The sequence below is a fragment of the Nocardia anaemiae NBRC 100462 genome, from assembly GCF_001612725.1.
In the GTDB taxonomy this organism is placed as follows: Bacteria; Actinomycetota; Actinomycetes; order Mycobacteriales; family Mycobacteriaceae; genus Nocardia; species Nocardia anaemiae.
The window spans coordinates 295866-319378 of sequence record NZ_BDAZ01000001.1; the positions used below are offsets into that span (position 1 = coordinate 295866).

Here is a 23513-nt window from a genome sequence, read left to right on the forward strand (position 1 = left end):
AGCTAGTTATGGTTGCTTATCGTTAGCCGAAATGTCCGAAGAACCGACGAACACGAATTTGTCGTAGGCCCAATAGCGGAATACCACAGCCACGATCTGGCCGATCAGCGTGCCGGAAATGTTGTCCGACAGCGGCGAGGACAGATCGAGTAGGTAGCGGGAGAACCCGAGACAGCCGAGTTGCAGGCCGATAGCGACAACGTTGAATACCGCATACAAAAGGTACTCGCGCCCGGGATTGTCGGATTTCTTGTGCCCGAAGGTCCACCACTTGTTGCCGAAGTAGGTCACCACCGTGGCCACCGCGATCGCGATGATCTTGGCGGGCAGCGGCGCGTGGTACAGCACGCCCTCGCCACCCCAGAACACCAGCAGGTTGTAGGTGCCCGCGTCCACGAGGAAGCCGATCGCGCCGACCACCAGGAACGCGCCGCCGCGCCGCAGTGCGGCGATCACCTTCGCGGTCAGCGGCTCGTCGCCCGGCGTGGATTGCGGTGAGCCGGACCGTTCGGAGAATGACACGGGCTGCTCTGGGTAAGACACTCGGCGACGGTACCCCAGTAGGCTCGGTGAACCGAGTGAGCACCAATGGGTACCGCCCTGTACCCTCCCGGTGTTCCCCATTCACCGCCGACATCGAGGATTGACCGGGTGGACTCCACCGAGCTCCGAATTGCCGCAGTGGTGCCATGCCACAACGAGGAGGCTTCGGTCGCCAAGGTCGTCGCCGACCTGCAGGCCGCCGTGCCGGGAATCGTCGTCTACGTCTACGACAACCTCAGCACCGACGCGACCGTCGAGCGGGCCCGCGCGGCCGGTGCGATCGTGCGCCACGAACACACCAAGGGCAAGGGCAATGTGGTGCGCCGCGCCTTCGCCGATATCGAGGCCGATATCTATCTGATGATCGATGGCGACGACACCTACGAGGCGTCGGCCGCGCCGCTGATGATCAAGACACTGCTCGACGGTCCGTACGACCATGTGCTCGGCGTGCGCAAACAGGACGAGGGCGCCTCGGCGTACCGCTCCGGCCACGAGACCGGCAACAAGGTGCTCAACGGCGTGGTCGGAAAGGTGTTCGGCGAGAACGTCGAAGACATGCTCAGTGGCTTCCGGGTGTTCTCGCGCCGGTTCGTGAAGAGCTTCCCGGCCGTCTCGCGAGAATTCGAGATCGAGACCGAACTGACCGTGCATTCCCTGCACCTGCGGGTACCGCGGACCGCGGTTCCGGTCGGCTTCCGCGATCGGCCCGCGGGCAGTGAGAGCAAGCTGCGCACCTACCACGACGGATTCAAGATCCTCGCGCTGATCATCGGCCTGGCCAGGCATGAGCGGCCGGTCGCGTTCTACGGGTTGTTCGGCACGCTGAGTTGGCTGGTTTCGATCATTCTGACCATTCCGATAGTCGTCGAGTTCTACAACACCCATGAGGTGCCCCGATTCCCGACGCTGTTCCTGGGTTTCACTCTGCTGCTGCTCGGCAGCCTGGCCTGGACCGCTGGCCTGATCCTGGACGGTATCCGGCGCTCCCGGCACGAGGCCGCCCGGCTGGTCTACCTGCGCTACTCGGCCGTCGGCGCGGATGACGCGCGTGGTGGTGACGCGCACACCGGTGGAGCGCGGCGTTGACCACTTCGGCGGATCGAACCGCGACCACCGCGAATCCGGAACCCGAGACCACGGACGACGCGGCACCCGAATCCGCTGCCGCCGAAGCTGATTCGAGCAGATCCGACTCCGCGCGCGACCTCGGACGCCGGATCGTGGCCCGCTTCGGCGCGGCAACGGTCGCCTTCACGATTGTCGTCACGGTCTTCGGCGCACTGTTCGCCTGGGTCACCCCGCCGTTCTGGGGTCACGATGAAATCACCCAGTTCGGTCGCGCCTACCAGGTCGCGCACGGTGGCTTCCTGCCGCAGCGGATCCACGACGAGCGCGGCATCTCCTATGGCGGCGATGTGCCGATCAGCATCACCGAGCTGATGGGCTACGCGCTGCACGACTACTCCACCAATCCGGAGGAGCCGGATCAGATGGTGGCCGATCCGGGCAGCTACGCGCGGATGGAGGGTGCCGCGGTTTCCAAGGCCGAGGAGCCGGTCTGGTTCACCAATACCGCCGCCTACTCGCCGGTGCCGTATATCCCTGCGGCCGTTGGTATTCGGGTCGCGGAGCTGTTCGGACTGAATGTCGGCGCGATGATGCTGCTGACCCGACTCGCGGGCCTGGCCGCCTACCTCGCGCTGGTCGGATTCGGTCTGTGGGCGCTGCGCGCACACCGGGTGCAGTGGCTGGCATTCACCGTCGCCGTGCTGCCGATCGCGGTCTTCCAGGCGGGCACCGTCACCGCCGACACCATGACCAACGCACTGGCCATCCTGGTTTCGGCCCTGCTGGTCAAGGCGCTGTTCCTCGGTGACGGCCTCGGCCGAACCGAGACGGCCGCGCTACTCGGCGCGACCGTGCTGCTGCCGGTCAGCAAGCCGACCTACGTCCTGCTCGCCATGCTCGTGGTGCTCGTGCCGACGAACCGGTTCGCGTTCGGTGGCGCGGCTACCTGGAAGCGTTTCATCCCATGGGGTTTCGCGGGACTTGGCGCGCTGGCGTTCGCGGTGTGGATGAAGATCGCCGGGCCGACCACCGACGGTATGGGCCTGATGCGCCCACAGCACCAGTGGAATTCGGTGCGGCCGAGCGATCAGCTGCACGGAATCCTCACCGACCCGGTGAATTTCGTGAACACCTTCGGCGAGAGCATCGCGCTGCGCGACCAGCGGTGGTTCATCCAGTTCTTCGGTGAACTCGGCTTCGCCTATATCGATGTCCCCGCGTTGTCGATACTGGCCTGCCTGCTCGCCTTCGCGGTCAGCATCGGCATCGCGGATCGGATGAACACCGCGACCGCCACCTTCCGGCGCACACTGATCGTGGCACTGACGGTGCTCGCGAGCGTCGCGATGATCTACGTGACGCTGTACATGTCGTTCACGCCGGTCGGCTACTACATCATCGACGGTGTCCAGGGCCGGTACTTCGTGCCGTTGGCGATCATCGCACTGGTGCTGCTGCTGCGCTGGATGCCATTGCGGCTCACCGATATTCGCGGTCAGACGCCCACCAGGGGTCCGGCCGTCGCGGTCATCGCGGCCACACTGGTAGCGCTGATCGCCGCGCTGTGGAAGTACTACTCGATCGTCTGGGGCTGACTCACGCGTTGATGGTGGTTTCGCCGGCCTCGGCGTAAGCACGCTCGGTGCCTGCTTTGGCCGGACGCCACCAGGATTCGTTGTCGCGGTACCACTGGATCGTCGCGGCGAGTCCGGCGGCGAAATCGGAATAGCGTGGCGTCCAACCGAGTTCGGTGCGCAGCAGCGTCGCATCGATGGCGTAGCGCTGATCGTGGCCCGCCCGGTCGGTGACGTGATCGAAATCGTCCGGATCGCGGTCGAACGCCTCGAGAATCATTCGCACCACCGACTTGTTGTCGAGTTCGCCGTCCGCGCCGATCAGATAGGTCTGACCGATGCGCCCGCGCTCCAGGATGTCCCATACCGCGCGGTTGTGATCCTCGACGTGGATCCAGTCGCGCACCTGATGTCCGGCACCGTAGAGGCGCGGGCGCACGCCGTCGATGAGGTTGGTGATCTGGCGCGGGATGAACTTCTCCACATGCTGGTACGGCCCATAGTTGTTGCTGCAGTTGGAGATTGTTGCGCGGACACCGAACGAGCGGGTCCAGGCGCGCACCAGCAGATCGCTCGAGGCCTTGGTGGCCGAGTAGGGGCTGGACGGGTTGTAGGGGGTGTGCTCGTCGAATGCGGGCCCGTCCGGTGCGAGATCGCCGTAGACCTCGTCGGTCGAGACGTGGTGGTAGCGCACGTCGTGGCGGCGTACCGCCTGCAGCAGTGAGTAGGTGCCGACGATATTGGTCTGCACGAACGGCCACGGTTCGGCGAGAGAGTTGTCGTTGTGCGATTCGGCGGCGAAGTGCACCACGACGTCGACACCGGAGACGAGTTCGTCGACCAGATCCAGATCGGCGATATCGCCGTGCACGAAGTCGATGCGGTCGGCCACCGGCGCGAGGGAGGCCCGATTTCCCGCGTAGGTCAGCGCGTCAAGGACGGTTACGGTGGCGTCGGGACGCTCGGCCACGGTCTGTTGGACGAAATTCGCACCGATGAACCCGGCCCCGCCGGTTACGAGCAGTCGCACGCCCATGACCTTACGTCGCCCGCGCCGTCCGCTGGCGGCGGACCGGTGCAGCCGTATTCGCCTGCGCGCCCAGGGTTCGAATCTGTGATGTTAATCACTCTGGACAATCGTAAAGAAAGAAGCGTGATTCAGTCTTTTGTGAAAAACCATGGTCAGCGTCCACATTTCCAAGAACCCACCAAGCCTCGAGTCGCGATGGTGAACAAAATTTGAATTAACGGTCACAACCGGTTCACCACGCGTTAGCTGGTCTAGATTTCGATCGTCTAGTCCCCTCCGAACGCTTCACATCGAGGTCCAAAACAAATGCTGATGAGGAAATTCGCCGCGACGTCGGCACTGCTGATCGCCGCCATGGGCATCACCGCAGGCACCGTCCACGCGGCACCGGCGGAATCCGCCGACGCCCCGATCAACTTCACTGCGAACTCGACAGACACCCAGTCCATCATCTCGATCGACTCCGGCTCGCTGGTCGTCGAGGACAACGCCCTCAAGATCAAGGCCGCCAACGGAACCACCGTCGCGGGCACCCCGCTCACCTTCCGCGTCGACGACTTCGAGTTCCCGATCGCCGCGGACATCGCCGACCACACCGCGACCCTGACCCCGCAGTTCGACGTTGCGAAGGCCACCTACAAGCCGGTCGCACTGCCCTTCGAGGACAAGGCCCCCTGGAAGAGCGAATACGACCGTGAGACGGCCGCCTTCAACCGTCTGAAGGACACCATCGCCATGGGCGCCACCATCGGCACCCTGGTCGGCGGTCTCGGCGGCGGCGCCGTCGGCTGCGTGCTCGGTGGTATCGCCGGTGCGACCATCGCCTCGGCCACCATCGTCGGCCTGTTCGGTCCGTTCATCCCGGCCGCCGCGGTCGGCTGCATCGCTGGCATCATCGCCATCGGTGCGCTGGGCACCCTCGCCGGTCAGATCTTCATCACCGCTCCGGTCGCGATCGGTGCGGCGATCCAGTACTTCACCACCATCAACCAGCCGTTCGTGGCGCCGAAGTAAGTCGAACAACGGCTCAGCACAACTGAAAACGAGCCCAGGAAACCCCGCCCGGTCATCGATCTGGCGGGGTTTCTGCTGCCGAACTCCGCCCGGCCGAAATGGCCGGGCGGAGTTTGCGCATAACAACGGCTGTGATCTACACGACATCGAGATAATTTCAACCGTCGCACAGGTGAACAATAAGTAAATCAAGTTGGACCCAATAGCTCTCCGCTGGCGAATTCTCCGGATAACCGAGGGGAATTCACATCGCGGTTTCCACCAAAGAACCCCGCCCCGGACCGCCGCCGAAGGCGACGTCCGGATGCGGGGTTCGCGACTCGTCCGGCCGATCCAGGTCAGGCCGTCCGAGCCCTTTGGGGGTGCTCCAGGCGGGCGCGCACGAACCGGGAGACCCGGGCCAGAGCCATCCTGCTCTCGGGCAGATTCGGCGCGATCGCCATGAACGCGTGCACCTGACCGCGCCAGATCTCCAGCGCGTTCGGCACACCCGCCGCGGTCAGCCTGCGGGCCATCAGCTCGCAGTCATAACGCAGCACCTCGTCTTCGGCGGTGATCAGCAGCACCGGCGGCAGACTCGCCAAGGCGCCGTTGACCGGGGACACCAGCGGATCGAGCACCCCGTCCACTTCGGCACCGATCCGCACCACCGCCTCCAGCGCGGCGAGCGGCAGATAGGGATCGCGGGCGACATTCATGTATTCCCGCTTGGCGGCGTAGTCCAGATCGAGCAGTGGGCTCAGCCCGATCAGCCCACCCGGCGACGGCATCCCGGACTCGATCGCGCGCAGCGCCGTGGCGAATGCCAGGAAGCCACCCGCCGAATCTCCCGCGAACATGATCCTGGCCGGGTCCGCACCGTGCCGCAGCAGCCAGCGGTAGGCGGTCAGGCAGTCCTCGATCGCGGCGGATACCTTGTTGCCGGGCAGTTGGCGATAGTCGACATTGACCACCGGCAGTCCGGTGCGCCGGGCCAGGCTGGCCGCGATCGGGCGATGGGTGCCGAGGCCGCAGACGGCGAAGCCGCCGCCGTGCATGTACAGCACCGCGCCGTGCCGCAGGGCGCGCGAACCGCCCGACGGACGCAGGATCTCCATCCGAAAACCGTTCAGCGTCACCTGTTCCCGATCGACACCGCGCGGCTGCGGCCGGAGCCGGGCCAGACCGTCGATCGCGAAGGCGCCGATCGGGATGGTCGTGCGGCTTATCGGAAACATGCGCAGCACCGGCCGCACCGCACCGAGGCAGGTCGCCAGCAGCAATCGGGCCGATGCGCTCGGGCCGTCCGGATTCATCAACAGACCGGGATCACCCGCGTCGAATTCACTCCCGCTGATCGCCACCATCGCGCACCTACCTCACACTGGCGCGCCGAGCCCGACCGAACGGTTCTCCAGGCGAGAGTCGACGCTGACATCTCACACGCTGATGTTTCAGAACACCATAACGTGATCTACGCAACATATATCGCCCGGCGCGCCGAAGCACTAAACGTTCGTGATCAATTTGTAGGCCAGTCGGAACCTCGCCGAAGCCGAGCCAGCCGCGCCTGGCAGACTCGACGACCATGCGCGGAATCATCTTGGCCGGTGGCACCGGATCCCGGTTGCACCCGATCACGCGCGGGGTGAGCAAACAGCTGGTCCCGGTCTACGACAAGCCGATGGTCTACTACCCGCTGTCCACACTCATGCTGGCGGGCATCAGGGACATCCTGGTGATCACCACGCCCGAGGACGCCGACGCGTTCGCCCGCCTACTCGGCGACGGCTCGCAGTTCGGCATCTCGATCAGCTATGTGGTGCAACCGGAACCGGACGGACTCGCCAAGGCATTCGTCCTCGGCGCCGACCATATCGGCGGCGAGAGCGCCGCATTGGTGCTCGGCGACAATATCTTCCACGGCCCCGGCCTCGGCACCAGCCTGGAGCGCTTCGCCGCGATCGACGGCGGCGCGGTCTTCGCGTACTGGGTCTCGGATCCGACCGCCTACGGCGTCGTCGAATTCACCGGGGGTCGGGCGGTTTCGATCGAGGAGAAGCCCAAGGTGCCGCGGTCCAACTACGCCATCCCCGGGCTGTATTTCTATGACAACGATGTCGTGGAGATCGCGCGTGGGCTACGACCGTCGGCGCGCGGCGAATACGAGATCACCGATATCAATCGCGCCTATCTGGAACAGGATCGGCTGCGCGTGGATGTGCTCGCCCGCGGTACCGCCTGGCTGGACACCGGCACCTTCGATTCGCTGCTGGACGCCGCGAATTACGTGCGCACCATCGAACAGCGCCAAGGCCTGAAAATCGGGGTGCCGGAAGAGGTCGCCTGGCGGCAGGGCTTCATCGACGACGAACAGCTGTGCACGCTGGCCGAACCGCTGGTTCGCTCCGGCTACGGGACTTACCTGCTCGATCTGCTCGAGCGCGGACGGGATTGGTGAGCGATGGAGTTCCGTGAACTCGCCGTGCCGGGGGCATGGGTGATCACCCCGCGCCAGTTCGGCGACGAGCGCGGCATGTTCTGCGAATCGTTCAAGGCCTCGGAATTCGAGAAGGTGACCGGTCGGCCGTTCGATCTGCGCCAGGTCAACTGCTCGGTCTCGGCGGCCGGGGTGCTGCGCGGCATCCACTACACCGAGGATCCGCCCGGACAGGCCAAATATGTGACCTGTGTGCGCGGTGCGTTCCTCGATGTCGTCGTCGATCTGCGGCCGGGGTCGCCCACCTACGGCCGCTGGGACAGCGTGGTGCTCGACGATGTCGATCGGCGCTCGATGTATCTGTCCGAGGGCCTCGGCCATGCGATTCTGTCGCTGGCGGACCAGTCCACCGTCACCTATCTCTGCTCGATCGAGTACACACCCGAATTCGATAGGGATATAGATGCTTTCGATCCGCGGCTCGGCATCGAATGGCCGAAGGTCGGTCTGGACGGTCAGCCGTTGACGTATATCCGATCCCCGAAAGACGCTGCCGCTCCGCCCTTCTCGTAAAACGCCGAACGTCACCGCCCCCGATGAGGAGGGATGCGGTGACGTTCGACCTACCGTCGGCGGAGGCGATTCAGCCGACGAGCTCCAGTTCCGGCTCCTGCGCCCGCGCCTTGGCACGCTTGGGCAGGTAAGCCGTCATGGCGATCAGCGCGCCGACGATGGCGACGCCCGCCGCGAATTGCAGTCCGGGGCGGAAGTTGTCGAGCACCGCGGACGCAGTGGTCGCGCCGTGGTCGCCCGAGGAGATGATCGCGGTATTCACCGCGAGCACGATGGCCGCGCCGACCTGCATGGAGGTCTGCAGCACACCTGCCGCCAGCCCCTGCTCATCGTCATCGATGCCGTTGGTGGCCTGAATGTTGATGGCGGGGAAGCCGACCCAGCCGATACCGATCAGCAGCACCGCGGGCAGGATCATCGTCAGATACGACGGGGTGGTGTCCAGGCGCAGGAACAGCAGGTAGCCGATGGCCATCACGACCATGGTGATCGCGATGATCGGACCGGTGCCGAAGCGGTCGACGAGCTTATCGGAGAAGAACGCCGAGGCGACGACCAGCAGACCGACCGGAAGCAGCGCCATGGCCAGCTTCAGCGGCGACCAGCCGAGTGAATCCTGCAGGTACAGGGTCACGATGAACTGCCAGCTGAAATACGATCCCGCCACCGCGATGATCGCGAGGCTGGCCCGGACCAGCGTCACCTTGCGCAGGATGCCCAGGCGCACCAGCGGGTACTTCACCTTCTTCTCCACCGCGACGAATCCGGCGAACAGCACGGCGGCGCCGACGAACGAACCGATGGTGCGCGCCGAACCCCAGCCCGCCTCGGGCGCGGAGACCACGGTGTATACCAGCAGCAGCATGCCCGCGGTGGAAAGCAGCGCACCGAGGATGTCGTGGCCGCCCTCCTCGGCGGCCTCGTCCTTGGGGACGAGCACCCAGGCCGCGGCCAGTGCGGCAAGCGCGATCGGCACCGGGAGCAGGAAGGTCCAGCGCCAGCCGATGCCGGTCATCAGACCGCCGAACAGCAGCCCCATGGAGTAACCGCCCGCACCGAAGACGGTGTAGATGGACAGCGCCTTATTGCGGGCCGGGCCCTCGGCGAAGTTGGTGGTGATGATGGACAGGCCGGTCGGGGCGGTGAACGCCGCGGCCAGGCCCTTGATGAAGCGGGTCAGGATCAGCAGCGGGCCGGAGGCGACCAGACCGCCCGCCAGCGAAGCCAGCGCGAACACGGCGAGTGCGATCAGGAAGACCTTGCGCCGCCCGAGCAGGTCGGCGGTGCGGCCGCCGAGCAGCAGCAGGCCGCCGTAACCGAGCACATAGCCGCTGACCAGCCATTGCAGGGTGGAAGTCGACAGATCCAGCTCGGCGCCGATGGACGGCAGCGCCACACCGATCATCGAGACGTCGAGACCATCGAGGAACAACACAATGCAGAGGGTGATCAGCATGCCCCAGAGACGGGTGGACCATCTGATCGGATCGGTCGCCGTCGCGGCCGAAAGGGTTGCTGCAGAAGTCATGGGCGGAACATTACATGCGCAGACATTAAATGCCAACACATTTAATGCACTTGCATCAGACCGTGCGGAGCACTAGGATAGGGCCATGTCGAAGCCGTCGACAACACAATTTCTCGGGCGCGATGTGGCGCCCACCGGGTTGGTCGCCGAGTGGCGTGAGCTGCTCGACCGGCACGCCGCCGTGAGCTGTGCACTCGAGAAGGAGCTGCAGGGCAAGCACGATATCGGCCTGAGCGAATTCGAGACGCTGGACCGGCTGGTCGACGCCGCCTGCGGCGACTATCGAATGAGCGATCTGGCCAACGACATCTACCTGAGCCAGAGCGCACTCTCGCGCGCGGTGGCGCGGCTGGAGCGCGACGGACTGGTTTCGCGCAGTATGTGTGCCGAGGATCGGCGCGCGATCTTCGTGTGCCTGACCGAGAAGGGTCGCGAGGTCTACGAGGCCGCGCTACCGACCCACCGCGAGGTGCTCGAACGCACCTGGGGCAGTCGGCAGAAGTGCTGAGCCGCCAGCGCCCCATCCAGATTGCTGCGCTATCCGCCTCCGACAACTCGCGGAGCGTAGTGTTATAGCGGTCGAATTCACTGTGGACGACCACCATTCGACTGCGTTCGACGGAACCAGCGATACAGCAGAAGCCAGCTGGATACGGCGCTAGATACTGTCACGGGCTTCCTCGATACCGGTGCGCGCGTCCACCGCGGCCGACTTGATGTTCGCGAAAGCTGTTCGGTAGCGCGCGATTTCGTGTTCCTTGTCCAGGTACACCGGGCCGGTGAACGACTCGACGTAGACCACCGGCGGCTCGCGCAGCTCCGCCTGCGCCGCATCGGCGAATTCGAGCAGAACGAACGGACCCGAATCCATGCCGTCGTGATAACCGGAATCCGAGGGCACCAACTGGATTCGCACATTCGGCAGATCGCACATGCGCCGCAGGTGCGCGAGCTGTTCGACGGTCACCTCGACGCCGCCGACCCGCCGCCACAGCACCGACTCGCTGATCACCACATCCAGATGCAGCGGCGAATCCTTGCGGGTGAGCAACGCCTGCCTGGCCGTGCGCAGCTGCACCCGACGGTCGATTTCGGCCTCCGACGCCTCCGGGCGCGCGGCCTTCAGCAGCGCACGGGTGTACGCCTCGGTCTGCAGCAGTCCGGGGATCAGCTCGTTCTCATAGGTCGCCAGCGAGCGTGCCGCCTCCTCGAGGCCGATATACACCTCGAAGCCCTCGGCGATCACATCGCTGTACCCGGTCCACCAACCCCTGGCCTTGGTCTCCTTGGCAAGTGCGGTCAACGGTTCGAGGAGATCGGTTGGCGCACCGTAGATCTTGCACATGGCCTCGACATCCAGGCTGCGCAGCGAGGTCTGCCCGGTTTCGATCCGCCAGATCTTGGCCTCGGACCATTCGAGCTGTTTGGCCGCCATCCGCGTGGTCATTCTGGCGCGATTGCGCAGATCACGCAGGTGTCGGCCGAGCTGCCTGCGCGGCATGGTCGATCCGGTCGTGCCCTGCGGTAAAGCCATGCTTCCCCCTCGCGATATCCGAACAGCATTGTTTCACAGTAAATCCGACACAGGTCACGATGACCGTCCCGGGGACGCCAAAGGCGCAACAGCGACAAATAGGTTCCCGCAGACGATGATCCGGCAATTCCGCCCGGCTCTACTTGCGTTGACCGCGGTTGCGGAAGCGCCAGAACTGCACGGCCCGAACGTCTTCGGAGAGCTGATTGACGGGCTCGGCGACATCGGCGAGCGCCTGGAACAGATCGTCGGCGAGATCGGCGATGTGCTCGACCTTGGCCGCCAGCTTGGACGCGTTCTCCAGGAATTCGAGCAGCAGGCGTACGACGGCCGCGATGGTCAGGCCGAGCGGTATCGCGATCAAGGCGGCCAGCACGCCGAACACCGCGGAGACCTGCCACATCAGCACCGTCAGCGCGATCGGTAGGCCGATCGCGAAGGCCAGGCCGAGCATGTAGGCCAGCGGCAGCAGCGTTCTGGTCGCGGGACGATGGAATTGCACGTCGAGCAGGCCGCGGGCGGCATCGGCGGTCCAGGCGCGTGGACTTTCGAAGGGTTCGGCGGGTTCGGCTTCCGTCGAATCGATACCGCGATGCTCACTCATATTGCGATCCTTCCCCCAATTCGACGCCCCGCCAATAGGAGTGGATTCACACAAAAGCTGTGCCCGCCATGACGGCTCGGTAGGCGACAGGCCGGTCGAAAGCGGTGTCTCGGTGATAGCCGATCGGTACCGGGTGAGACGAACCCGACAGTCACCAAGATCTTTTGTACAACCCGTAACGCCCACCCCACCCCGTCCCGATACCCCCCACGTATGCAGGACCCAGATCTATCGGGGAATGGAGAAAGACAGTGCGCACCACGTTTCCGACTTCCGCATCGGCGGCAGAGATGACTGCCGCGGCGCAGGACTACATCCAGCGCGGGTGGACGATCGCTGAAACGACCAACGGAATCTGCCTGATCACGGACGAGGATCTGTCGGGTATCGAGATCAGCGGTGAGCTGGCCGGCGAGGTTCGCCGGTTCCTGCGCGCGAACAACCTGACCGGTCCGGTTATCGAGATCCCCGGCGCCGAGCGTCGCGAGATCCACTTGGTCACCGGCCTGCGCAAGGCCGCGATGGCGCTGGAGGCACTGCGCGAGGCGGGCGCCACCGTCTACACCGCCGGTGACGGCATCCCGCTGCCCCCCACTCAGCTCACCACCGGCGAGGCTTGCTGGGGCGTGGCTCCTGGCGAGGCCCGCTGGATCCCGCCGGTAGTCGCGATCGGCGCTGCGGTTCGCTCGGCGCTCTCGCGTCGCACCACCGTCAACACCGTCGCTTGCTGACCTATTGATCCGGGCGGGGTCCGCACTGCCCCGGCCCGCCGATGACCGGTATCCGCTACCCGTGGATACCGGTCATTCTTGTTTCCTCATGCGCGGAGATCCATCGCGCGCGATGATGGGGGTTATGGCCCAGCTCACTGATGACTCCCGGACGCTGTTGCGGACCTGCCCGCTATGCGAGGCGGTCTGCGGACTCGAGATCACCCTCGACTCGAACGACCATGTGACCTCGGTTCGCGGGGATCGGCAGGATCCGTTCAGCAAGGGGTTCATCTGCCCCAAGGGGGCCAGCTTCGGACACCTCGACGAGGATCCGGACCGGCTGACCGAACCGATGATCCGCGACCGGGCCACCGATACCTGGCGCACCGCATCCTGGACCGAGGCATTCGAGTTCATCGCCGGACGGCTCCCGGCGATCGTGGCTGAGCACGGAAATCAGTCGGCGGCACTGTATCTCGGCAATCCCAACGCGCATACCGTGGCCGGGGCGCTGTATGTGCCGGTGCTGATCCGGGCACTCGGCACCAAGAATCTGTTTTCGGCGAGCACCGCCGATCAAATGCCCAAACAGGTGGCGAGCGGGTTGATGTTCGGTGATCCGCTGACCGTGCCGGTACCGGATCTGGATCGCACCGACTATCTGCTGATGCTCGGCGCGAATCCGCTGGAGTCGAACGGATCGCTCTGTACCGCACCGGATTTCCCGGGTCGGCTGAAGGCGCTGCGCAAGCGCGGCGGCAAATTCGTTGTGGTCGATCCGCGGGAAACGCGGACCGCGAAGCTGGCCGACGAGCATCTGTTCATTCGGCCGGGCAGCGATGCTTATCTGTTGTTCGGGATCGTGCATACGCTGTTCGAACAAGGTCTGACCGATATCCGCGTGGATGTCGCGGGGCTCGACGAAGTGCGTACGGCCGCCGCGGATTTCACGCCCGAGGTGGTTTCGGCCCGGACCGGGGTTCCCGCCGAGACGGTTATCCGGATCGCGCGGGAGTTGGCGGCGGCGCCGACCGCGGCGGTATACGCGCGCATCGGCACCTGCACGGCCGAATTCGGCACGCTGACCCAGTGGTTGGTCGAGGTGATCAATGTGCTGACCGGCAACCTCGACGCACCCGGTGGCGCCATGTTCGCCAATGCGGCGGCGGGAGGCATCCCGCGCACCAAACCGTTCCGCACCGGACGCTGGGCCAGCCGGGTGCGCGGACTGCCTGAGGCGATGGGTGAACTGCCGGTGGCCACCCTGGCCGATGAGATCACCACACCGGGCGCGGGGCAGATACGCGCGCTGGTGACCGTCGCGGGCAATCCGGTGCTGTCCGCGCCGAGTGGGCCCCGGTTGGATACCGCCTTCGCGCAGTTGGACTTCATGGTCAGTGTGGACCGGTACCTGAACGAGACCACCCGGCACGCGGATGTGATCCTGCCGCCGCCGCGGCCGACGCAATCACCGCACTACGACTTCGCGTTGCTGCAGTTCGCGGTTCGCAATTACGCGCGATACTCGCGGCCGCTGGTTCCGCTGGGCGATCGGCCTTCGGAGTCGGAGATCCTGGCCAGGCTCGGGGCCGCGCTCACCGGGCAGCCCGCCGGACCGGAGGCGCTGAACGGCGTCGATGAACTGATCATCGCGGGCATGCTGCACAAGGCGGGCATACCGGAGCGGCGACCTGAACTCATCGGATCCAACAGCACCGAGCAGCGCATCGACCTGATGCTGCGGCTCGGACCGTATGGCGAGTGGAATGGTGGCACGCTGAATCTGCAAGTGCTGCTGGACAACCCGCATGGCGTCGATCTCGGACCGCTGCAGCCGCGCCTGCCCGGTGTGCTGCGGACGGCATCCAAGCAGGTGGAATTGGCGCCGCAACCGCTGCTCGACGATGTCGCGCGGATGCGGTCCCGGCTCACCGATGCCGCGCCCGATGTCGTATTGATCGGACGACGTCAACTGCGATCCAACAATAGTTGGATGCACAATATCCCGACGCTGGTCAGCGGGTCGAATACCTGCACGCTGCACATCAATCCGGCCGATGTCGCACGGCTGGGACTCGGCGATACCGCCGTGGTGAAGTCCGCCGCGGGGACACTGACGGTACCGCTGGAGCCGACCGAGGCGATCATGCCCGGGGTGGTGAGCCTGCCGCACGGCTGGGGCCATGCCGACAGCACGCAGACGGTGGCCCGGGCGCATGCCGGGGTGAATGCCAATGTGCTGACCGATGATTCGGTGCTGGATGTGCCGTCCGGAAATGCGGTCTTCAATGGCGTTCCGGTGACCTTGACGCCTGCCTGAGTTGTGCTCGATCCGGCCGCTCGCGAATATCAAAAATTCCGTCCGGTCGGATTGTAGCTAATTTTCGGAAACCCTTGCGCTAACTAAAGATTCAGTGCATTCTCAACATGGATTTTGCTGTGTTGCCAGACTAAAATGGACAGGATTTCGGTTTAGTCGCGGGCTCAGCGTCGAACCCGTTGCGGTGTGCCGGATTCCAGCTACCAGAGGGGGCGCGATGCCCGGCACATGTTGTGGCAGTGACGGTGAGCACGAACTACAGGACAGATACGGTACGCGGGACCGCGCCGAACGCTTCTACCGAGATCAAGTTCTGGACCGGTTGAACCCTACGATGATCGAATTCATCGCCCGGATGGATATGGCGTTCATCGCCACCGCGGACAAACACGGCGAATGCGACGCAAGCTTGCGAGCGGGTCTGCCCGGCTTTCTGCATGTGATCGACGAACGCACGATTGCCTATCCGGAATACCGCGGCAACGGCGTGCACGCCAGTCTCGGCAACATCCTGGAGAACCCGCACGTCGGCATCCTGCTCATCGATTTCGTCCAGGATCTGATCGGCTTGCACATCAACGGTTCGGCACGAATCGTCGACGACACCGCACTGCGCCACAACGTCCCCGACCTACCCGAGAACGTCAAGGGCCGAGCCGCCGCACACTGGGTGGTCATCGACGTGGAAGAGGCCTACATCCACTGCCGCAAGCACATCCCGCACCTGGTTCCCGCGGCGCGCGAACAGCGGGAGTGGGGCACCGACAATGTCCGCGCCAAGGGCGGCGACTACTTCGGAGCGAAGGCCCAGGCCAACGCCGACGCGCTGGTTCGTTAGCCGGAGTGCATACTCGCCCCAGACGGAGCGAGTCTTACGAGCGACGTTCGCGGCCCGTCTCGCGGCCGAGTCGTCGAAGCGCATGCGACGAAGTCGCGAGTCTCGACGGCTCGGCCGCGAGACACCAGGGGGCCGCGAACACGCCGCGCCGCAGGCGCGGCAAATCAGACTCAGAGTTTGAAGATGACCAGGCGCTGCACGACGAAGTTGATTACCGTCGCGGTGCCTTGGGCGATGACGAAGGCCAGCGGCTGGCGCCACCAGTCGCCGGGAAGCGTGGCGTAGAGCACGGCGTTGATGCCGACCTGGACGGCGAAGGTAACGGCGTAGAGGACCACGACGGCGATGAAGCGGGCGCGGCTCGGCGGGGCTTGGAAGGTCCAGCGGCGGTTGATCAGGTAGGCGGTGGTGGTGCCCGCGATGAAGCTGATCGATTTGGCGACGCTGACCGGCAGGCCGATGAGGTTCAGCAGAAAGCTGTAGATCCCGTAGTCGACGATGGCCGACAGGCCGCCGGTGAGGGTGAAGCGGACTATCTGGGTCTTGAGGTCGACATCGGTACTGGATTCGACTCGGCGCTCCCGGGTCCCTTCGTGGGCCCGCCCGTCGCCCACCGCCACCCTCAACGGGCGGCCTTCGGCCGACTGCGCTTGTCCGGGGCTACCGCCTTCGGGCCCGTCGGTCACGCCGGCCGGCTCATCGACCAGCGGCAGTTCGGCCGGGAGCGGCAGGTGGGGTTCGGCTTGCACGCCGACGAGCGTAACGGGGTGACGCGGGACACGCGCACTCCAGCACCTTCGGACGTTCGTCCAGCGCGATGGAACCGATGTCGTACCTCACATACTGGGGAGTACGGCGACGCCGACCGGATATCGGCTCATGCATGTAGCCTCTATGCCGATGTCCACGAAAGCTCCGACCGCCACCACAACCGGTAACTCCGGCAATGTCGCCGACGGCACCTACGCGCTGCCGACGCGGACCAAGGCATTGACCGGGTGGGGTCGCACCGCACCAACATCTTCCGAAGTGCTCTCGACGAGCGATCCCGAACTGATCGCCAAGGCCGTCGCCATGGTCGCCGAGGACAACGACTCCAAGCCGGCCCACCTGCGTCGCGGCATCATCGCGCGCGGGCTCGGCCGCTCCTATGGCGATCACGCGCAGAACGCGGGCGGCCTCGTCGTCGATATGACGGCGCTGAACAATATCCACCGGATCGACCGGGACACCCGGATCGTCGATGTGGACGGCGGCGTCAGCCTGGACCAGCTCATGAAGGCCGCGCTGCCGTTCGGGCTGTGGGTTCCGGTGCTGCCCGGCACCCGTCAGGTGACGATCGGCGGCGCCATCGCCTCCGATATCCACGGTAAGAACCATCACAGCGAGGGCAGCTTCGGCAACCATGTGCGCTCGATCGAGCTGCTGACCGCCGATGGGCAGGTGCAGCACATCACGCCCAAGCGCAATGCCAAGCTGTTCTGGGCGACCGTCGGCGGCAACGGACTCACCGGCATCATCCTGCGCGCGACCATCGAGATGGCGCCCACCGAGACGGCGTACTTCCTCAACGCCGGCGTGAAAACCACCACGCTGGACGAGACCATCGCCGCGCACAGCGACGGCAGCGAGGCCAACTACACCTACTCGAGCGCGTGGTTCGACGTGATCAGCCCGCTGCCGAAGCTCGGCCGGGCCACCATCACCCGCGGCCGCCTCGCCAAGGTCGACGAACTACCCAAGCGCCTGCGCAAGAAGCCGCTGAAATTCGATGCGCCGCAACTGATGACGGTGCCCGATATCTTCCCGAACTGGACCATGAACAAGTTCACGCTCCAGGCCATCGGCGAGGCGTACTACGCCATGGGCGGCAACTACACCGGCAAGGTGCAGAATCTGACGCAGTTCTACCACCCGCTCGACATGATCGCGGAGTGGAACCGCGGCTACGGTTCCAACGGCTTCCTGCAGTACCAGTTCGTGGTGCCGACCGAGGCGGTCGAGGAGTTCAAACGGATCATCATCGATATCCAGGCCTCCGGGCACTACTCGGCGCTGAACGTTTTCAAGCTGTTCGGACCGGGTAACCCGGCACCGCTGAGCTTCCCGATGCCGGGCTGGAACATCTGCGTCGACTTCCCGATCAAGCCGGGTCTGAACGAGTTGGTGAGCGAGTTGGACCGCCGCGTCATGGAGTTCGGCGGGCGGCTGTACACCGCGAAGGATTCGCGCACCACCGCGGAGACCTTCCACCAGATGTACCCGCGGATCGACGAGTGGATCAAGATCCGCCGAAGTGTCGATCCCACAGGCGTTTTCATGTCCGATATGGCGAGAAGGCTGGAGCTCCAGTGATTAATGCCGTAGGCAACCCGCAGACCATCCTGCTGCTGGGCGGTACCTCGGAGATCGGCTTGGCGATCTGCGCCGAGTACCTGCGCAAGAGTCCGGCGCGCATCATCCTGGCCGCGCTGCCCGGTGATCCGCTGCGCGAGGACGCCGTCTCCGAGCTGAAGGCGGCCGGTGCGACCCAGGTCGACGTCATCGACTTCGACGCGCTCGACACCGAGAGCCATCCGAAGGTGATCGACGCGGCATGGGAAGGCGGCGATGTAGATGTCGCCATCGTCGCGTTCGCCTTGGACGGCGATCCCGAAGAGCTGTGGCAGAACCAGCGCAAGGCCGTGCAGGTCGCCGGAATCAATTACACCGCGGCCGTTTCGGTCGGCGTGCTGGTCGGCGAGAAGATGAAGAAGCAGGGCTTCGGGCGGATCATCGCCATGTCCTCGGTGGCCGGTGAGCGGGTGCGTCGCTCGAACTTCGTCTACGGCTCGACCAAGGCCGGGCTGGACGGCTTCTACCTGGGACTCGGCGAGGCGCTGCGTCCGTACGGACCGCGCGTGCTGGTGATCCGGCCGGGCATGGTGCGGACCAGGTTCTCGGCGCACGTCAAAGAGGCTCCGCTCACCGTCAATAAGGAAGACATTGCGGCACTGGCGGTCTCGGCGTCGCAGCGGGGCAAGGAGCTCGTCTGGGCACCCGGCACCTTCCGCTTCGTGATGATGATCCTGCGCCACATCCCGCGCCCGATCTTCCGCAAGCTGCCCATCTGATTCACCCGAGCCGCACCTCGTTCACCGCGCTTTGCGCCGGACAGGTGCGGCTCGTCTATATCCGCAACACGCGGTTCCGGCGGGTCCGGTGCCGACGCGACATATCAGCGCACGCCACCGCGCCATTTCGGTGGATACCATCGTCGCGGTGCGCCGGGGCTTGCGGCCGCGTCCGGCAGTGCCGGAGGAGGCGCGGCGGCGGATCCACACCGCCCGGCTCGATGCGGCATTCGGCACCCTGCCCGTGCGAGCGGCCGGGCGGCGTGGCAAGTTCGGAGCCGACCTCGAGCCGTCGCATTGTCGAAGGAGCACTCCGTTGAGCACAGTCACGGCAGAACGCGCCGAGCACTCCGCGCCGGAGCGCGGCCGGGGGGCGCTGCTGATCCGGCACATCGGCTCCGGCGTTGGCGAGGCGCTGCTGGCCGCCGTGGTGGCCGCGCTCGTGGCGGGCGTTGGACTGGTGGCGTTTTCGATGGTGCAGTGGCCCGCGTTCAATTCGTCCAATGTGACGCGGTCGTTGACCACGGTCGGACAAGTCGGGGCGGCGGTGCTGCTGGGGGCGGCAATCTGGCTGGTGCGGGCACGACGGTGGCCGTGGGTGGCGAAAGTGCTGTCCTGGGTGGGGATTTCGTCGTTCGTCACGGTGACATTGGGGATGCCGCTGGCGGCGACCAAGCTGTACCTGTTCGGCGTCTCGGTGGACCAGGAGTTCCGCACCGAATACCTGACGCGCCTGACCGATAGCGCGGCACTGCACGATATGACCTACGCCGACCTGCCGCCGTTCTATCCGGCCGGTTGGTTCTGGATCGGCGGTCGGGTGGCGAATGTGCTCGGCATGGACGGCTGGGAGGCGTTCAAGCCGTACGCCATCGGATCGCTCGCGGTGGTCGCGGCGATCGCACTCGTATTGTGGTCCATGCTGATTCGCGCCGACTGGGCGATCGGAGTCAGTGCGGCGACGACCGCGGTGACAGTGGCCTATGCCGCGCCGGAGGCCTACAGCGCGGTCATCGTGCTGCTGCTGGCGCCCGCGTTGATTCTCGCGTGGGGCGCTTTGTACCGGCCGCTCGAGTTGTCGAGCGCCGCGATCGGTGCCGCGGCATCGAGTGGCGCTGGTGGATCGGATGGTGCCGCCGCGTCCAGTGCCACCGCCGGATCAACTGGCACGAGCGCATCAAGTGGCACCAGCACCGCATCGGCTGGCACGAGTGCCTCAGGTGGTGCGGCAGCCTCGAGTGGCGCCGCCGCATCAGGTCGCGAAGCTGCATTAAGTGACACATCGGCATCAAGTGGGGCTTCGGTGTCAGGTGGTGCGGCTGCATCTGATGGCCGAGTCGCGGCGGACAGCGGTGCGGCGCGCGGCACGGCGACGGCCGGGGGTTGGGCTGCGGTTATCGGGGCCGGGGTGTTCCTCGGGATGGCGGCGTCGTTCTACACCTTGTATTTCGCGGTGGCGGCCTTTGCGGTGGGGCTGATGGCGCTGGTTTCGGCGGGACTTGCGGTGCGGGCACAACGGGTGGCGAACCGAGCGCAGCGCGGCGCGGCGGGTTCGATTTGGCGGGCGGCGGTGCCGCCGCTGGTTCGGCTGATCGTCATCGCGGCGATCGCGGGTCTGGTGGCGCTGGTGGTGTGGCTGCCGTTCGTGTTGAAGATGCTCGGTGGGACGATGCCGAGTTCGGGGACGGCATTCCACTATCTCCCCGAGGGCGGGGCGCAACTGCCGCTGCCGATGGCGGAGTTCTCGCTTTCCGGGGCGTTCTTCCTGCTCGGGACCGCTTGGTTGGTGCTGCGGGCGGCGTCGTCGCGGCGGGCGCAGGCGCTCGGGATCGGTGTGGTGGCGATCTATCTGTGGTGTCTGCTGTCGATGACGGCGACCGCGGCGGGTACGACCCTGCTCTCGTTCCGACTGACGCCCGTGCTCGAGGTGCTGCTGGCGGCGGCCGGGGCATTCGGCTTCGTCGAAGGCGCGCGGGAGGCCTATCAGGCACTCAATGAGGCGGCACGGTTCAAGTTCGCCGCTGTCGTGGTCGCCATTGTCGGCGCGCTCGCGTTCGCTCAGGACATTCCACAGGTGCTGAAGCCGGAGATCACCACCGCGTATACCGATACCGACGGCAACGGCGAACGCGCGGATAAGCGGGCACCGGGCGCGGCGTCGTACTACCGCGAAATCGATGCGGCGCTGCTCGCGCAGACCGGCCGTCCGCGCTCGGATTCGGTGCTGCTCACCGCCGACACCAGCTTCCTGTCCTTCTACCCGTACTACGGATTCCAGGCGCTCACCTCGCACTATGCGAACCCGTTGGCCGATTTCGCGGGCCGCGCCGCAACCATCGAGTCGTGGAGCAAGCTGAGCTCCGCCGCCGCCCTGGTGGACGCACTCGGCAAGACCCCGTGGCGCGCGCCGGACGCCTTCCTCTTCCGCAGCAGCGGCGATGCCTACACCCTGCGCCTGGCCAAGGACGTCTACCCCAACGACCCGAATGTGAAGCGCTACACCGTGAGCTTCCCCAAGGAGCTGTTCGACGATCCGCACTTCACTACCACCAACATCGGTCCGTTCACCTTGGTGATCGTCAATCGCTGACGCCGTCTCCTGCTCGACGCATGATTTCGCGCGAATATGGGTAACTGGCCGGGTACCTGCCAACCTAGCCATCCACTGCCCGGTGGCCGCCGACGGCAACGTCGCGACCACGGAATCCGGCGCAGCAAGGCCGGGGAGCCGGGCGATTCACAGGGTACTTGGGTACCGTGGACCGCTGATCTGACCAATTACGGGGAGAAGTTTGTTTTGCGGATCGAGGCACCACCAGCAGTAGGCGTCGTCACCAAGGGATCGACACCGGCTGGCTGGGCCAGACCCGAGCCGCGCACCGCGAAGCGGAGACGGATCCGGGTCGATCGCAGTGATGTGGTCGCCTCGGTGGGCTATCTGGCATTGGCCGTCACGGTGCTTTCCGGACAGTGGCGCAATACACAGAGCGGGTACCTGATCAAGAGCGGTCAGGACCAGACCATGTGGGAGTGGTTCTTCGCGGTCACCGCGCACTCGGTGGCGCATCTGCACAATCCGCTCGGCACGAATCTGCAGAACTTCCCGGCCGGGGTGAACATGATGGCCAATACCGCCATGTTCGGGGTCGGGGTGCCGTTGACACCGGTCACGCTGCTGTTCGGACCGACCGTCACCTTCGTGCTCGTCCTCACCCTCGGACTGGCATCTACCGCCTTCGCCTGGTACTGGCTGTTTTCCCGGGAATTGGTGCGGTCCCGGCTGGCCGCCTCGATCGGCGGAATGTTCTGCGGTTTCGCGCCCGCGATGATCTCCCATGCCAACGCCCATCCGAATTTCGTACTGCTCGCGCTGCTTCCGGTCATCGCGCGGCTGTTGATCCGCATTTCGCGAGGTGTGACGGCCGCGGATACGACCAGGCCGCGCAGACGAGTTCGTGACGCCGTCGCGCTCGGCTTCCTGGTGGCGATGCAGATCGCGCTCGGCGAGGAACCGCTGCTGATCTTCGCACTCGCCTTCGGACTCTTCGGCGTCGTTTACTACCTGCGCACACCGCGCACCGGCTGGCAAGTTGTGCGTGCGCTCGCACCGATCATCGGGTTGGCGGCGGTGATCACCTTGATGCTCACCGAAATTCCGCTGTGGTGGCAGTTCTTCGGGCCGCAGAGCTATCGCTCGATCGACCACGGGCCGATGGGCAACGACCTGAAGGCCATCGTGCAGTTCCCCTCCGAATCGCTCGGCGGGATGTTCATGCCCGGCCAGTACGTGGCCATCAACGATACCGAGCAGAACGCCTACTTCGGCTGGCCGCTGCTGCTGTTACTGCTGGTGACGGTGCCACTGCTGTGGCGCGACCGGGTGGTCCGCGCGGCGACCGCGGTGATGGTGGTCTTCGGGGTGCTCTCGCTCGGCGCGGTGGCCATGTTCGGCAAGCAATCGACCGGGATCGAATTGCCTTGGCGCTGGGCCGAAAAGATCCCATTGCTCAACTCGGTGCTGGAAACCCGACTGACCATGGCCGCGATCCCGGCCATCGCGGGGGTACTGGCCTTGGCGACCCAGCGGGCGGTCAGCTGGTGGCGGCAGTCGCCGGTCGATTGGCGCCCGCTCGCCTGGTTCCCGGCACTCGTCCTTGGCTTGGTCCCGCTGATCCCGACCGTGCTGCCGGTGATCGAACGCGCGCCGACTCCGGAGTTCTTCGCCGACGGGACGGTAAAGCAATACGTGAGTGGCGGTTCGGTGGTTATGGTGCCGCCGCCGCGGCCCCCCGATGCGCAGGCATTGCGCTGGCAGGCCGATGCCGACTTCGACTTCGCGCTCGCCGGTGGCTATTTCGTCGGACCGACCGGCGCGAACAAGAAGGGCATCTACGGACCCGACTTCCGCCCGACCACCGCCCTGCTCGTCGGCGCGCAGGACAGCGGCGTGGTACCGCCCATCGACGACGACACCCGCGCACAGGCGCTCGACGACCTGCGCTTCTGGCAGGCCGACGTGGTCGTCCTGCCAGCCACCAAGAATTCCGAAGTGCTGCGCACGACCATGACGCAACTGCTCGAACGCGCGCCGCGACAGGTCGACGACGTGTGGCTCTGGGACGTCCGGCCGCTGCGATAG

Annotated in this window: 20 protein-coding genes; 13 read left to right on the forward strand and 7 right to left on the reverse strand. The window is 65.5% G+C overall.

The annotated features are described in order from the left end of the window. Window positions 1-6 precede the first annotated feature (6 nt). Window positions 7-543: a GtrA family protein gene (locus NA5_RS01345; protein ID WP_245672033.1), complete on the reverse strand. Its 537-nt coding sequence runs from the start codon at window positions 541-543 to the stop codon at window positions 7-9. Between the two features lie 108 nt (window positions 544-651). Here NA5_RS01345 and NA5_RS01350 point away from each other — a divergent pair, with 108 nt between their 5' ends. Together NA5_RS01350 and NA5_RS01355 are read left to right on the forward strand one after the other, a co-directional pair. Beyond that, a complete protein-coding gene (locus NA5_RS01350; RefSeq protein ID WP_062980917.1) occupies window positions 652-1632 on the forward strand; it encodes a glycosyltransferase in 981 nt (326 codons plus the stop codon). Then, window positions 1629-3209, forward strand: a complete 1581-nt coding sequence (locus tag NA5_RS01355) for a DUF2142 domain-containing protein (RefSeq protein WP_062980919.1) — start codon at window positions 1629-1631, stop codon at window positions 3207-3209. The genes NA5_RS01350 and NA5_RS01355 overlap by 4 nt, the downstream gene beginning before the upstream one ends. A 1-nt stretch (window position 3210) precedes the next feature. On the opposite strand, the gene rfbB is transcribed toward NA5_RS01355, so the two are convergent. Next, window positions 3211-4218 carry a dTDP-glucose 4,6-dehydratase gene (rfbB, locus tag NA5_RS01360; RefSeq protein ID WP_062981306.1) on the reverse strand — a complete coding sequence of 336 codons (1008 nt, stop codon included), beginning with the start codon at window positions 4216-4218 and terminating at the stop codon, window positions 3211-3213. 306 nt (window positions 4219-4524) lie between these two features. On the opposite strand from rfbB, the gene NA5_RS01365 reads away from it, so the two are divergent. Further along, a complete protein-coding gene (locus NA5_RS01365; RefSeq protein ID WP_062980922.1) occupies window positions 4525-5232 on the forward strand; it encodes a DUF8020 domain-containing protein in 708 nt (235 codons plus the stop codon). A gap of 338 nt (window positions 5233-5570) precedes the next feature. Here the strand turns inward: NA5_RS01365 and NA5_RS01370 are convergent, their stop codons facing one another. Next, complete coding sequence (locus NA5_RS01370; protein WP_245672034.1) at window positions 5571-6575, reverse strand: alpha/beta hydrolase; 1005 nt, start codon at window positions 6573-6575, stop codon at window positions 5571-5573. A 224-nt stretch (window positions 6576-6799) separates the two neighbouring features. On the opposite strand from NA5_RS01370, the gene rfbA reads away from it, so the two are divergent. After that, window positions 6800-7672, forward strand: a complete 873-nt coding sequence (gene rfbA, locus NA5_RS01375) for a glucose-1-phosphate thymidylyltransferase RfbA (protein ID WP_062980925.1) — start codon at window positions 6800-6802, stop codon at window positions 7670-7672. Window positions 7673-7675: 3 nt separating this feature from the next. Further along, window positions 7676-8224, forward strand: coding sequence for a dTDP-4-dehydrorhamnose 3,5-epimerase family protein (locus tag NA5_RS01380; RefSeq protein ID WP_062980928.1), 549 nt, complete (start codon window positions 7676-7678; stop codon window positions 8222-8224). Window positions 8225-8294: 70 nt separating this feature from the next. Here the strand turns inward: NA5_RS01380 and NA5_RS01385 are convergent, their stop codons facing one another. Further along, window positions 8295-9752 carry an MFS transporter gene (locus NA5_RS01385; RefSeq protein ID WP_062980931.1) on the reverse strand — a complete coding sequence of 486 codons (1458 nt, stop codon included), beginning with the start codon at window positions 9750-9752 and terminating at the stop codon, window positions 8295-8297. A gap of 85 nt (window positions 9753-9837) precedes the next feature. Between NA5_RS01385 and NA5_RS01390 the strand changes: the two genes are divergently transcribed. Next, window positions 9838-10260, forward strand: coding sequence for a MarR family winged helix-turn-helix transcriptional regulator (locus tag NA5_RS01390; protein ID WP_062980935.1), 423 nt, complete (start codon window positions 9838-9840; stop codon window positions 10258-10260). A gap of 150 nt (window positions 10261-10410) precedes the next feature. Here the strand turns inward: NA5_RS01390 and NA5_RS01395 are convergent, their stop codons facing one another. Together NA5_RS01395 and NA5_RS01400 are read right to left on the reverse strand one after the other, a co-directional pair. After that, the gene (locus NA5_RS01395; protein WP_062980938.1) at window positions 10411-11286 is read right to left on the reverse strand and encodes a helix-turn-helix domain-containing protein; all 876 of its coding nucleotides are present in this window, start codon (window positions 11284-11286) and stop codon (window positions 10411-10413) included. 139 nt (window positions 11287-11425) lie between these two features. Next, window positions 11426-11890: a DUF4282 domain-containing protein gene (locus tag NA5_RS01400; protein ID WP_084483794.1), complete on the reverse strand. Its 465-nt coding sequence runs from the start codon at window positions 11888-11890 to the stop codon at window positions 11426-11428. A 251-nt stretch (window positions 11891-12141) separates the two neighbouring features. On the opposite strand from NA5_RS01400, the gene NA5_RS01405 reads away from it, so the two are divergent. The 3 genes from NA5_RS01405 to NA5_RS01415 all read left to right on the forward strand — a co-directional run bounded on the left by NA5_RS01405 (window position 12142) and on the right by NA5_RS01415 (window position 15761). Further along, window positions 12142-12621 (forward strand): hypothetical protein, encoded by a 480-nt coding sequence (locus NA5_RS01405; RefSeq protein WP_062980941.1) that lies wholly within the window; start codon window positions 12142-12144, stop codon window positions 12619-12621. A gap of 124 nt (window positions 12622-12745) precedes the next feature. Beyond that, window positions 12746-14923 carry a molybdopterin-dependent oxidoreductase gene (locus NA5_RS01410; RefSeq protein ID WP_062980944.1) on the forward strand — a complete coding sequence of 726 codons (2178 nt, stop codon included), beginning with the start codon at window positions 12746-12748 and terminating at the stop codon, window positions 14921-14923. Between the two features lie 217 nt (window positions 14924-15140). Continuing rightward, on the forward strand, window positions 15141-15761 hold the full coding sequence (locus tag NA5_RS01415) for a pyridoxamine 5'-phosphate oxidase family protein (protein WP_062980947.1): 621 nt from the start codon (window positions 15141-15143) through the stop codon (window positions 15759-15761). Between the two features lie 170 nt (window positions 15762-15931). On the opposite strand, the gene NA5_RS01420 is transcribed toward NA5_RS01415, so the two are convergent. Beyond that, a complete protein-coding gene (locus tag NA5_RS01420; RefSeq protein ID WP_084483822.1) occupies window positions 15932-16375 on the reverse strand; it encodes a GtrA family protein in 444 nt (147 codons plus the stop codon). A 286-nt stretch (window positions 16376-16661) separates the two neighbouring features. On the opposite strand from NA5_RS01420, the gene dprE1 reads away from it, so the two are divergent. From dprE1 to NA5_RS01440, 4 genes are all read left to right on the forward strand, one after another. Continuing rightward, window positions 16662-18116, forward strand: a complete 1455-nt coding sequence (gene dprE1 / locus NA5_RS01425) for a decaprenylphosphoryl-beta-D-ribose oxidase (protein ID WP_062981310.1) — start codon at window positions 16662-16664, stop codon at window positions 18114-18116. Then, entirely contained in the window at window positions 18113-18874 is a 762-nt protein-coding gene (gene dprE2 / locus NA5_RS01430) for a decaprenylphospho-beta-D-erythro-pentofuranosid-2-ulose 2-reductase (RefSeq protein ID WP_062980951.1), read from the forward strand. Before dprE1 ends, dprE2 begins: the two co-directional genes overlap by 4 nt. Window positions 18875-19256: 382 nt before the next feature. Continuing rightward, a complete protein-coding gene (locus NA5_RS01435; protein WP_063813135.1) occupies window positions 19257-21464 on the forward strand; it encodes a galactan 5-O-arabinofuranosyltransferase in 2208 nt (735 codons plus the stop codon). A gap of 207 nt (window positions 21465-21671) precedes the next feature. Continuing rightward, on the forward strand, window positions 21672-23513 hold the full coding sequence (locus tag NA5_RS01440) for a glycosyltransferase family protein (protein ID WP_157110187.1): 1842 nt from the start codon (window positions 21672-21674) through the stop codon (window positions 23511-23513).

Bases quoted from the DNA above. Each gene is read 5' to 3' on its own strand.
- NA5_RS01365 (WP_062980922.1), top strand. From the start codon at position 4,525: ATGCTGATGAGGAAATTCGCCGCGACGTCGGCACTGCTGATCGCCGCC.
- rfbA (WP_062980925.1), top strand. From the start codon at position 6,800: ATGCGCGGAATCATCTTGGCCGGTGGCACCGGATCCCGGTTGCACCCG.
- NA5_RS01380 (WP_062980928.1), top strand. From the start codon at position 7,676: ATGGAGTTCCGTGAACTCGCCGTGCCGGGGGCATGGGTGATCACCCCG.
- NA5_RS01385 (WP_062980931.1), bottom strand. From the start codon at position 9,752: ATGACTTCTGCAGCAACCCTTTCGGCCGCGACGGCGACCGATCCGATC.
- NA5_RS01390 (WP_062980935.1), top strand. From the start codon at position 9,838: ATGTCGAAGCCGTCGACAACACAATTTCTCGGGCGCGATGTGGCGCCC.
- NA5_RS01395 (WP_062980938.1), bottom strand. From the start codon at position 11,286: ATGGCTTTACCGCAGGGCACGACCGGATCGACCATGCCGCGCAGGCAG.
- NA5_RS01400 (WP_084483794.1), bottom strand. From the start codon at position 11,890: ATGAGTGAGCATCGCGGTATCGATTCGACGGAAGCCGAACCCGCCGAA.
- NA5_RS01410 (WP_062980944.1), top strand. From the start codon at position 12,746: ATGGCCCAGCTCACTGATGACTCCCGGACGCTGTTGCGGACCTGCCCG.
- NA5_RS01415 (WP_062980947.1), top strand. From the start codon at position 15,141: ATGCCCGGCACATGTTGTGGCAGTGACGGTGAGCACGAACTACAGGAC.
- dprE1 (WP_062981310.1), top strand. From the start codon at position 16,662: ATGTCCACGAAAGCTCCGACCGCCACCACAACCGGTAACTCCGGCAAT.